This is a genomic window from Orrella sp. 11846 (assembly GCF_048820935.1).
Lineage (GTDB): Bacteria > Pseudomonadota > Gammaproteobacteria > Burkholderiales > Burkholderiaceae_B > Algicoccus.
In genome coordinates this window covers 47,626-59,381 of the sequence record NZ_JBMERD010000015.1, presented here as the reverse complement: position 1 = coordinate 59,381, position 11,756 = coordinate 47,626, and the positions used below count along the sequence as shown (strand labels likewise).

Below are 11,756 nucleotides of genomic sequence, written 5' to 3'. Positions count from 1 at the left end.
ATCTTGAATTTATTTGTCAAGTGACTGGAAAACTTTTTTGAACTTCTCAGTTTCGAGCATTCTGCTTTTCCTGAGATGTCCCGCTTTCCGGTGACTTGCTTCGCGTTTCAAACTTGCGTTGGAGCAGCGAAGAAACAGAATTATGCACGATCTATTTCAGCCTGTCAAACCAACTGCTAAAAAAAGGCACTTTTATGCACACTCTTTGTCGTTTTTTTGTTGTTTTTTGTATTTATTTGCACTGACTTACTTCTCAACTATTTGATTGTATGGTTATTTATGTTTTTTTCAATTTCTTTGTAATTTTTACGAATAAATTTCTTTTCTGTCGTTTTCTGCCACTCTCACCCTAATCAGCCATCTAAATCGCCTTTATTCATCTTTCATACGCACTTTGATCCGTTGCTTATGAACTCCACGACTCCCTTTATGGCCTCTATTGATATGTCCTCTATATAGAATGGCTCTTCACCATTGCATTTAAACGTCACCTATCCAGCCTTTCACTCTCTAAACCCCTGACTTAACCAGACAGTCACAAAGTCCCGTAGACTTTAACTATTAGATTCACTTTTGGCTTGCATACTATGGAAACCGGTCTTACCGAAGATATTCTCATCAACATCACACCCTTTGAAACCCGTGTTGCTTTAATTTCACAAGGGGAAGTTCAGGAGCTTCATCTAGAACGTGCCTTTCAACGTGGACTCGTCGGCAGCATTCGTTTAGGTAAAGTTTCTCGTGTCTTACCAGGTATACAAAGTGCCTTTATCGACATTGGACTAGAGAAGGCGGCCTTTATCCATATTGCAGATATGCGACAAAACCGACTTGAACGCACTTCTGGCTTAAAACAGACGCCCATCGAAAAGCTTTTATTTGAAGGCCAGACCATTATGGTGCAGGTCATCAAAGATCCGCTTGGAAACAAAGGTGCCCGACTATCCACTCAAATCAGCTTAGCTGGTCGCTTACTCGTTTACCTTCCGCATGATCGCCATATAGGCATTTCACAACGAATCGAAAGTGAAGCAGACCGTATGCGGCTGCGTGATCTCGTCATGGATTTACTTCCCCAGGATGAGATTGGTGGTTTTATTGTTCGCACACTCGCTGAAAGTGCGCCCGATGATGAGATTGCTGCAGATATCAATTACCTTCTGCATCTATGGCGCAACATCCAAACGAAAGCCAAACAAAGCCCCGTACCTGGACTCCTTTATGAAGATCTTCCACTTTCTCTGCGTGTTCTTCGTGACATGGTCCACAGTCACACGCATCAAATTCTGGTGGATTCACGACAAGAGTCTGAACAGATGCGTCAATGGTCATCTGTCTACTCACCAACGATTACGGATCGCATCAAACATTATTCTGCCGAACGGGCGCTTTTTGACTTGGCCAATGTTGAGGAGGAAATTAAACGGGCACTCGCACGTCGAGTCTCTTTAAAGTCTGGTGGCTACCTTGTCATTGATCAGACAGAAGCCCTCACGACCATTGATGTCAACACTGGTGGATTTGTAGGTGGTCGAAACTTTGATGACACGATCTTTCGCACTAACCTAGAAGCTGCTCACGCCATTGCGCGACAACTTCGTCTACGAAACTTAGGTGGAATCATTGTCATTGATTTTATCGACATGACTGACCTTGAACATCGGCAAGCTGTCTTAGATGCACTCCGACGCAGCGTGGAACAAGACAGAACCCGCACATCAATGAGTGACTTCAGTGCACTAGGGCTTGTTGAAATGACTCGAAAACGAACCCGCGATGCACTCGTTAACTTGCTGTGTGAAACATGCCCGACCTGCGACAGCCGAGGACGAATCCTGACCACACGCAGTGTTTGTTACGAAATTCTTCGTGAAATCTTGCGTGAAGCACGGCAATTCAATCCAAAAGAGTTCCGCATACTGGCTTCTAACGATGTGGTCGATATGTTTCTGGAAGAAGAAAGTCAGCATTTAGCCATGCTGGGTGATTTCATCGGCAAACCCATCTCACTGGAAGTGTCGTACGAATACAACCAAGAGCAATACGACATTGTGTTGCTTTAACCGATCCATACAGATTGAATCGGTACAACACGAGTCACAATCCCAGAAGGCTGTTAAACAGCGAACGGCTGTTATTCAAAGTCTGTTGCATCATCACATCAACAGATTTTGAATAACAGCCGTTTCTAATTTGCGTTATACCTTATGCCTCTGCAGCGTGAAACTGCATCTTATATAAGGCTGCGTAAGTACCATCAGCGGCCAACAGCTCGCTGTGGGTGCCGGACTCCAATATTTCACCCTGATCCAACACCACAATTCGATCTGCATTTTGCACTGTCGACAAACGGTGTGCAATCACCAAAGTTGTGCGCCCCTTCATCAGCACATCGAGTGAGGCTTGCACCTGACGCTCGGATTCATTATCCAGCGCAGATGTGGCTTCATCCAAAATTAAAATTGGTGCGTCTTTAATCAATGCTCTTGCAATCGCTAAACGCTGGCGTTGACCGCCCGATAAACGGGTTGCATTTTCACCAACGGCAGTATGAAGACCTTGCGGCAAACTTTCTACAAACTGCAGTAAATTCGCAGCAGCCAAAGCATCGCAGATCGCCTGTTCAGACACTTGTTCTAAAGAGCCGTAAGCAACATTGGATGCGATCGTACCGTTAAAGAGCACAACATCCTGACTCACCAAAGACAAGTTCGCACGCAAACTACGTAACGACACATTGGCAATATCCTGGCCATCCACCAACACAGACCCTTGCGTTGGATCCACAAAACGAGCCAACATATTAACGAGCGTTGTCTTGCCACTACCTGACCGACCGACAAAAGCCACGACCTGACCAGGCTCAATTAAGAGATTGATGTCTTTTAAAGTATCTCGATGCGCACCATCAAAGCGTTGCGTCACATGCACAAAATCAATACGACCTTGAACGGGTGTTTTTAAAGATGCGCCTTTATCGTGGTCTTCACCTGGATGGTCAATCAAAGTGAACACACTCTCTGCGGATGCCAACATCCGTTGCATGCTACCCACAACGTTGGTCAATCGTTTAACTGGATCAAAAATCTGCGCAAGTGCAGCCATAAAAGCCGCAAAGCTACCCACCGTCAAAATACCTGAGTCCGCCTCATGCAAGGCAACTCCAATCGTAATGGCCACCGCGATTGAAATGATGACTTGTGCAATCGGGCGCAATGCAGAATCTGCAATCGCAGATCGCATCTGGTGTCTTCGAAGTCTGGCATTTGCAGTTTGGAAACGCTCACGTTCTGTTTCGTAGCCATCAAATAACTTAATCACACGCTGCGCATTGATACCTTCAGAGACGACCTCAGTCATCTGCGCATTGGTTGTGATCGTTTCACGATTAATGCGGCGCAGTCGTTTCATAAAAATTCGTGTCACAAAAACCGAGGCGGGCATAATAATCAAGATGATCAGCGCCAATTGCCAAGACATGTAAAACAGAACCGCCAGTAACGAAAGAACCACAAGCGATTCACGTACCAACACCGTCATGACGCTCGTCGCAGTCGACGTGATATTGCCGGCATCGGTTGTAAAGCGATTCAACAAACGTCCGCTATCTCCTTTCTTAAACTCACTGTCTGGCATCGCCAACAAACGGTCAAACATATCTTTGCGCAATCCCCGCAAAAGATTGTTCGCAACCCAAGCCAACAAATAATCACTTAAGAATGAACAAATGCCACGAAACAGCACTAAGGACACGATCGCAAGTGGAACCTGCCACACATAGTCTGGTTTCGCACCTGTTATCCCTTCGTCTAACAGCGGCTTCATCGCCAAAGCCAACGTCGGTTGTGTTGCAGCTGCTAAGGCCATAAACAGGACGGCTACCGCGAGTGCCTTCCAGTACACACCAACGCGCGCGTAAATACGTTTCCAAATAATGTTTTTAAGGGGATGATCCGCCGAAGTATCTGAATGCGATTGTTTCAAAAAAACACGATCCTATAAAATGTTTTGTTCGTCGGCCAAGAAATCACTGAACCGCGCACAACTTCCCATTAGGAACCCGAATGAGCCCCCAGATCCAGTGGCATTGTACTGGGATCGTATTCGAGTCACGACAAACATACGCTGATTTCCAGAAAACCCAAGAATAAACCACGTGACCTATACACAAACCGTCACAGATTGCGTATTCTGCTAGGTATGTCAGCGAATCATTCTGAATCCATCTGTTTTGTTGTCCGACTCCCTAACTGGGTCGGCGATGTCTGCATGGTTTTACCCAGTCTCGCCTTGCTTGCACAGACCGGTCTTCCGATGATCTTGTGCGGCAAACCTTTTGCTCGTGCACTGGTCAAAAACCTGCCCAATCATCAATTTGTCGAATTCGGTGGCAAAGTGTCTTCAGATGTCAAAAGTCTCAAAGCTGTCTTACCAAAAAACAAAAAACGACTCAGAGGCTTACTATTTCCCGACTCGCTCACCAGCGCCATGGTGTTCAAACTCTCTGGCATTTCCAGTCTGGGGTACCGTGACGATGGCCGAAGCTTGTTGTTACGTTGGCCAATTCACAAGCCACAAAATCCTACCCATGCTGTGATGAAGTGGTATGGGTTAATTCAGGCTGCACAAATGGCTTGGCATTTCAAAACTCACGCACCTCTTCCAGAAAAACCTGCGCCCTACTGCTTCGTGCCTGACATTCAGGCTCAGACTGAAGTCCGCAATCTGCTCAAAGAGAATGCTTTAACTCAGGGTCAATACATCTTAATCGCACCCACAGCGACAGGCTTACACAAAGGGAAAATCAAGGTATGGCCTCATTTTGCTGAATTAACTCAACAACTTCTAGCTGCAGGATTCAAAGTCGTCATGTGTCCGCCCGCTCATGAAAGCGAGCAAGCCAAACAAGCCGCACCCGATGCGCAATTGCTCAGCCCTTTGGGATTAGAAGCGTTTTGTGAACTCGCCCGTCAGGCCGCTTTTGTTGTTTGCAATGACTCTGGCGTTTCTCATTTAAGTGCGTTAGTTCAGGCCAATCAGCTCACACTCTTTGGGGTCACATCACCTGCACACACAGCACCTTGGTCAGAACATGCTGAATGTCTAGGTAGCCTCAACGCCTGGCCTGAGATTGATGTCGTCTTGCAACGCTGCCTGACGATGCTTAAATTACAGAATGCGGCATCATCTCTATGATTCCAACTTCACTTTACAGCCTATTATTCCCACCCAACCTACTAATCGCGTTGGCAGTACTCAGTGCTTTAAGCTGGTGGCTGAATTTTCGTCGAACTGCCTTATTGTTCATGGGTACGGGAGCGTTCTGGGTCATCATCTGGTCTTTACCCATCACCACACTCTACGCTGGCGGCTATCTCGAGAAACGCTATTCGCCACAATTGGCTGAGCAATACCCCAAAGCCGATGCGATCGTGGTTCTGGGCGGCCATATTCAAGGAAACCGTCACAACTGGTTTGAGCCTTATGAGTCTGATCGAGTCATTCGTCGGGAATCAATCGCAGCAGAGCTTTTTAAAGCCAACCGATCAGATCTCATCTTATTGTCTGGTGGCGCGCTGGAAGGTAATGTCAGTGACACAGCCGTCATGGAAAACACATTGCTCGCGCAAGGCATTCCGCAGTCTTCCATCTTGCATGAATCCAAAAGCAAGAACACTTTTGAGAACGCTCGATTAACTGAACAAACTTTACACAACCTTGAGCATCAACACATTTTATTGGTGACATCGGCTTTACACATGCCCAGAGCGATGATGGCGTTTGAGCATCGTCCTATGCGAGTCACACCTGCTCCACTGCCCGCACAGATCATCTGGTCTTCAGATTCCATCAAATCTCGCTGGACACCAGACCTGCATACATTGCTGGCGAGTCAGTCCATCATCAAAGAATATCTCGGACTTGTCCTCTACTGGCTACGTCTAGGTTTAAATACGGATTAAAGTGTCTCCCAATCTCGAAAACATCTGGCACTTATGAAACAGTTATCGCGCACTCAAACACTTGAATTGCTTATTGCGTTTACTTTTGGCATCTCCATTTTTCTCTGGAAACCTGGCATGTACGTCAGTTCAGGCATGGTGCTGCTGTATGCCATTATTCGTTTAAGCACAGATTCTGTGTATCGTGCGCGGTTGTTTTCTGGCTGGATTGGGACGGCTTCGCTAATCTTATTCATTTTGGGCATTTTAGCTTGCTGGATTTACCCCGGAACATTGACTGACACTCTCTACTACGCCAGAAAATGTATGTTTTTGCTCCTATTTGCGCCGCTTCTATTGCTCTTCGAAAACCCACAAAACCGACGTAGCGGACTTTTTGGACTCATCCTGGGACTCTGGATCGCTGCCCTTTTGACCGCCAAAGCTGGTGGCTGGCAATGGGAAGGGTCACGGATTGCAGGCTCATGGAGTGTCGACGTCATGGGCGTCATGACTGGGTTCGTTTGCGTGTTTATGCTGCCCTTTATCTTTCAAGCTCAAACTCTAAAACACAAAATTTTCTGGGCGCTATGCTGGTTCGCAGCGTTTGTCATGCTCATTTTGACCTTAGCCCGAGGACCTTGGCTAGCGACCGGGCTCTTAACGCTCGGGTTTTTATTGGTTTATCAACGCAAAGTCTTACTCCTTCTTGTTGTCATAGGTCTCATTGCGGTCTGGCCTGCCAAACACTTTGCCCCAAAAATGTTTAACCATATGCAAACTCGAATCGTGTCCATTGCAGACAGTCAGCACAATGATTCCAATAAAATTCGCCTGACACTTTGGGAGTTAGGGGGTGCTCATTTACAGCACAAATACACGCACGATCCCGTCACATTTTGGTTCGGATCAGGACCTGCACATCACATCAAAGACTTGATGCCATTTTTTGAAGATACAAAAAACTTTTCTGAAGAGAAAAAAGAGTACCTGACGCAACACGCTTATCCAGGCAATGATCTGCACAATACCTATATTGACACCACCTCAAAGATGGGCATCATTTGGACCACTCTGGCCTTTGCGTTTCTGATCAGCATCGCATGCTCACTGCTACGCAATCGTCAAGCAGGCGACTTACATGCAATTGGCGGCTTTCTAGTCTTTCTAAATTTTTTGATTGTGGGCGTTTTTTACGACCTGATACTCAGCTTTGCCCCATTATTCATGGTGTATCTGATGACACTATCTGCTCAGATGGGTAAGAAATCTGTGACAGAAGTTGCTTAAAAAGCAGCGCAAAGTCTTCTTGATTAATCTTGTCCACAACGCCTTTCACATGCATCGATTGAGCAAGGAAAGAATTGGGGTGCCATTTTCGGTAATTCAAGATGTCAGTTCTGTAAATTGCCAACTGTGGCTTATCTAATCCAGAAGCGATATGCACTATTGCGGTATCAACGGTCACGATGCAGTCACATTGACGAACATGGGCAAACAACCCACCTAAGCCATGAGACGGATCCACCACAAAAACCTGATCATCATTTAGTTGCTCAACCCAGTGAATTAATTGAGCATGACGCTCTGGCGTCCCCAGCAAGGCGATGGGCCAAGTTGTGTGCTCTCTCATCAAACGAATCAACTTTTCCATCACGGGATATGAAAAAGTCCTGCCCCCACCTCCTGAAAACGGACAAAATCCAATCACGGGTGATGTAGGCCAATGGGCTTGCACGGCTTTCTGAAGCGTCTCATCAAACGGCACCACGTATTGGATATTCGGTTGCGCCACACCCAGCGTCTGTAACCAAGGCACCAGCTTCTGACTAAAGTGCGTATTTTCTGTTTTACGACCCAATTTAAAAGATACACTTTCAGTCGCATCATCTAGTCCAACTACTTGCGCTGGTCTAGCTAGCTTCAAAAACAAAAAGTCGCGTGGTTTAAAGGATTCACTTAAATGAACAATGGCTTGTGCGCCACGAACAGACCGAGCCAACCGCCAAAGCTCTCGCCAAGATGGCCGTTTACTGCACGGCACGACATCTGTGACACCAAACCCTTTGTGGTGCAAATCAACCAAGGCGCCATGCGTGAGCACCGTCACCTGCAAATCTGGGCGTTGTTGCGCCAATGCGGCATAAACCCACGACAAAACAATGCTGTCACCCAGTTTTCCATCCCATCGCACAAAGACAATTTGTGGTCTGCTCGATTTCAATGGGCGAGGTGCGCGATCCAACAACGTTTTTGAAAAACGCCTACGAAATGCATCACGACTCTGCCCAAAACGGCGCAGCGACTGCCGAACCGCTTTAGTAATGGATCTCAACGGCATCCGGACGAACCCAAGCGTGCAAAGCACTCAAAAACTCATCATTAAGCAAAGCACCCCATTGCTCGCCTAAACGCAGTACACACTGACCTTGTTCACTCCGATAATGGATGTCAACAGGCACACCACCCGCAGTCACTTCACAATGATGGGGCTTCAAAATACTCATCAAACGATTCGCATCCACTTGGCCATCCACCTTGATCGTCAAGCTACGCGCACGACTTTGCCTGAAATCACTTAGATTCAACAATTCATCCACGGACACCCTCAAACCGCCCGCATATTCATCCACAGTGACCTTGCCTGACAGAATCAGCAAGCTATCTTCTCGCAACCAGTGACGATGTTCTTCGAACAATTCACTGTAAATCGCTACTTCCAGCTGAGCCGTCCCATCATCTAATGTGGCAAACAACATCCGTCCGCGACGCGTCATCTGAGTGCGCAAACTGGCCACAGTACCAGCAAGCCATTGCGACTCTTTCGAGGCTGCGATCTGATTCAAGGGTTTGCTGATCATGGGACGAATTTCTTCACGCCACACATCAAACAAATGACCACTAAAGAAGTAACCCATCGCTTTCTTTTCTTCAGTCAGCTCAGTCACCAGATCCCAAGGCAACACGTTCGCAAGTTCAATGGCGACCACATCATCTGTATCGTCACTAAACAAAGATGCTTGGCTTGCCGTGCGGGCCAATTGTTCAGCCGCATCCAATGCCGTACTCAACGACGCTAGCAGCGCAGCTCGGTTGCGCTCCACACTGTCAAAGCCGCCCGCACGAATCATGGCTTCAATACTGCGTCGATTCACAAGTTGACGGTTAATTCGTTTACAAAAGTCGAACAAAGAGACAAATGGACCATTCGCTTGACGCTCAGCCACAATCTCTTCGATCGCAGCCTGTCCAACGCCTTTAATCGCCCCCAATCCATAACGCACCGTTTTAGGGGGCAGGCCTTTCTCGTAATAAGCATCTTGCACAGGCTCAAAGCGATATCCTGACGCATTCACATCAGGCGGCAGCACAGCCACACCATTCGCTAAGCAATCTCGCCAAAAGGCTTGCACTTTATCTGTATCATCCATATCCGAAGACATCGTGGATGCAAAAAACTCGGCTGGATGGTGTGCTTTAAGCCATGCAGTGTGATACGCAATCAAGGCATAAGCCGCTGAGTGTGATTTGTTAAAACCGTACCCTGCAAACTTTTCCATCAGATCAAACAGCTTCACAGCCAGTTCGCTGTCATAACCTTTCTTTTCTGCGCCACTCACAAACAAAGTTCGCTGTTGCGCCATTTCCTCGGGTTTTTTCTTACCCATCGCGCGACGCAACAAGTCGGCACCACCGAGTGAATAACCCCCGATGATCTGTGAAATCAGCATGACCTGTTCTTGGTACACAATGACGCCATAGGTACTGCGCAGAGTGGGTTCTAAGTCCTCATGGAAATAATCTACCGTCGCCCGACCATGTTTACGATTCACAAAATCATCGACCATGCCAGACTCAAGTGGTCCAGGTCGATAAAGTGCCAAAACCGCAATCACATCTTCAAACGTACTTGGGCGCAGTTTTTTGAGCAGCTCCTTCATACCGCGCGACTCCAGTTGGAACACCGCCGTGGTATTGCCCTCACACAATAAGCTGTAGACCGCTGGGTCATCCAATGACAGCGTCATCAGATCGAAGTCACTCATCGATGGATTAAAGCGTCGAACGTAACGCACAGCCCAATCAAGAATCGTGAGGTTACGCAGACCTAAAAAGTCAAACTTCACCAGACCCGCGGCCTCGACGTCATCCTTATCGAATTGAGACACTGCGGCATCAGAACTACCCGGCTGCGCGTACAGCGGACAAAAATCTGTCAGCTTCCCGGGTGCAATCAAGACACCCCCTGCATGCATCCCAATGTTTCGGGTTAAGCCCTCGAGCGGGCGTGCCAGATCAATTAACTCTCGCACTTCCTCTTCTTTCTCATATCTGGCTTTAAACGCAGGCTCTTTTTCTAGTGTCTGATCCAGTGTCCATGGGTCAGCCGGATTAAACGGAATCAACTTGGAGAGACCATCACACATCATATAGGGCATATCCAGCACTCGCCCCACATCTCGAACAACCGCTTTCGCACCTAGTGTCCCAAATGTCGCAATTTGACTCACTGCCTGACGACCATATTTTTCTTTGACATACTCAATGACTCGCTCACGGTTGTCCTGACAAAAGTCAATATCGAAGTCAGGCATCGAAACCCGCTCTGGATTCAAGAAACGCTCAAAGAGCAAGTCATACCGAATCGGATCCAAATCGGTAATACCCAGCGCGTAAGCGACTAATGAGCCCGCACCAGAGCCACGTCCTGGTCCGACGGGCACGCCATTATTCTTACCCCAGTTAATAAAGTCTTGAACAATCAGAAAATAGCCTGGAAACCCCATTTGCAGAATTGTCTGACACTCCCACTCTAGGCGTTTCTGATACTCAGGTCGCTGACGTGTTCGTTCTTCAGGGTCGGGATACAAATGCTCCAGACGTTTTTCTAATCCTTCTTCCGACAGTTGCACCATGTACTCACCGATTGTGAGCCCATCGGGTGTTGGAAACTCTGGCAAACGCGCTTCACCGAGCGTCAAAGTTAGATTACAACGTTGCGCAATCGCCACGGCATTGCTAATTGCAGATGGCACATCGGCAAACAACGTCATCATTTCTTCAGTGGACTTCAGGTACTGATCCGGCACAAATGCCTTATGACGCCGAGGATCGGCCAGAATTTCACCACGTGAGATGCACACTCGAACCTCATGCGCATCGTATTCACCCGCTTGCAAGAACTGCACCGGATGGGTTGCCACCACAGGTAAATTTAATCGCTGCGCCAAAGCCAATGTTTCCTGCGTACACAGCCAATCTTCTTCATGTTCTGTACGTTGTAGTTCAAGGCAATACCGATCGCCCAGAGCTTCACGCCATTGCGAGACAAGGGCTTGCGCCTGCTCAGGTCGTCCAGCCAAAAGCGTTTGGCCGACATCGCCATGACGAGCGCCAGACAACACAATCAAGCCTTGAGTTTCTTGCACCCATTCACGTCGAACTTCGGCTCTGTTACCTTGCGTATTTTGTAACCACGCACGAGTCAATAGCTCACAAAGCTCGCGATAGCCCTCTTGATTGGCAACGAGGAGTAGAATACGGAAGGGTTTATTCGGATCGTTGTCATTCGTTAACCATACCTCACTGCCCGCGATTGGCTTTAACCCCATATTTCTGGCAGCTCGGTAGAATTTGATCAGCCCAAACACATTACATAAATCAGTCAGCGCTACAGCCGGCTGATTTAATGAGCGGACACGGTCCACCAGCGCAGGAATGCGAACAGTTCCGTCCATCACGGAATATTCCGAATGAACGCGTAGGTGTACAAACATAGGAGAGGAGTTCGAATCGTCAGTCATTGGACGATTG

General features: G+C 47.6%; 7 protein-coding genes. 4 read left to right on the top strand and 3 right to left on the bottom strand.

All coding sequences use genetic code 11. The annotated features are described in order from the left end of the window. The first annotated feature begins 587 nt into the window (after nucleotides 1-587). Nucleotides 588-2,063, top strand: a complete 1,476-nt coding sequence (gene rng / locus ACOI06_RS12095) for a ribonuclease G (RefSeq protein WP_420662846.1) — start codon at nucleotides 588-590, stop codon at nucleotides 2,061-2,063. A 142-nt stretch (nucleotides 2,064-2,205) separates the two neighbouring features. On the opposite strand, the gene msbA is transcribed toward rng, so the two are convergent. Next, entirely contained in the window at nucleotides 2,206-3,984 is a 1,779-nt protein-coding gene (gene msbA / locus ACOI06_RS12090; RefSeq protein ID WP_420662845.1) for a lipid A export permease/ATP-binding protein MsbA, read from the bottom strand. A gap of 285 nt (nucleotides 3,985-4,269) precedes the next feature. On the opposite strand from msbA, the gene ACOI06_RS12085 reads away from it, so the two are divergent. From ACOI06_RS12085 to ACOI06_RS12075, 3 genes are read left to right on the top strand one after another with little or no spacing between them, the layout of a single operon-like run. After that, a complete protein-coding gene (locus tag ACOI06_RS12085; protein ID WP_420662844.1) occupies nucleotides 4,270-5,196 on the top strand; it encodes a glycosyltransferase family 9 protein in 927 nt (308 codons plus the stop codon). Beyond that, nucleotides 5,193-5,963, top strand: a complete 771-nt coding sequence (locus tag ACOI06_RS12080; RefSeq protein WP_420662843.1) for a YdcF family protein — start codon at nucleotides 5,193-5,195, stop codon at nucleotides 5,961-5,963. Before ACOI06_RS12085 ends, ACOI06_RS12080 begins: the two co-directional genes overlap by 4 nt. Before the next feature lie 33 nt (nucleotides 5,964-5,996). Continuing rightward, the gene (locus tag ACOI06_RS12075; protein ID WP_420662842.1) at nucleotides 5,997-7,232 is read left to right on the top strand and encodes an O-antigen ligase family protein; all 1,236 of its coding nucleotides are present in this window, start codon (nucleotides 5,997-5,999) and stop codon (nucleotides 7,230-7,232) included. Here ACOI06_RS12075 and ACOI06_RS12070 read toward each other — a convergent pair. Then, nucleotides 7,168-8,283, bottom strand: a complete 1,116-nt coding sequence (locus ACOI06_RS12070) for a glycosyltransferase family 9 protein (protein WP_420662841.1) — start codon at nucleotides 8,281-8,283, stop codon at nucleotides 7,168-7,170. The genes ACOI06_RS12075 and ACOI06_RS12070 overlap by 65 nt on opposite strands. Next, nucleotides 8,261-11,746 (bottom strand): DNA polymerase III subunit alpha, encoded by a 3,486-nt coding sequence (dnaE, locus tag ACOI06_RS12065; RefSeq protein WP_420662840.1) that lies wholly within the window; start codon nucleotides 11,744-11,746, stop codon nucleotides 8,261-8,263. Before dnaE ends, ACOI06_RS12070 begins: the two co-directional genes overlap by 23 nt. Nucleotides 11,747-11,756 lie beyond the last annotated feature (10 nt).

What these genes read in the sequence shown, in the direction of transcription:
- ACOI06_RS12070 (WP_420662841.1), bottom strand. Translation starts at nt 8,283, where the DNA reads ATGCCGTTGAGATCCATTACTAAAGCGGTTCGGCAGTCGCTGCGCCGT.
- ACOI06_RS12085 (WP_420662844.1), top strand. Translation starts at nt 4,270, where the DNA reads ATGGTTTTACCCAGTCTCGCCTTGCTTGCACAGACCGGTCTTCCGATG.
- ACOI06_RS12075 (WP_420662842.1), top strand. Translation starts at nt 5,997, where the DNA reads ATGAAACAGTTATCGCGCACTCAAACACTTGAATTGCTTATTGCGTTT.
- ACOI06_RS12080 (WP_420662843.1), top strand. Translation starts at nt 5,193, where the DNA reads ATGATTCCAACTTCACTTTACAGCCTATTATTCCCACCCAACCTACTA.
- rng (WP_420662846.1), top strand. Translation starts at nt 588, where the DNA reads ATGGAAACCGGTCTTACCGAAGATATTCTCATCAACATCACACCCTTT.
- dnaE (WP_420662840.1), bottom strand. Translation starts at nt 11,746, where the DNA reads ATGACTGACGATTCGAACTCCTCTCCTATGTTTGTACACCTACGCGTT.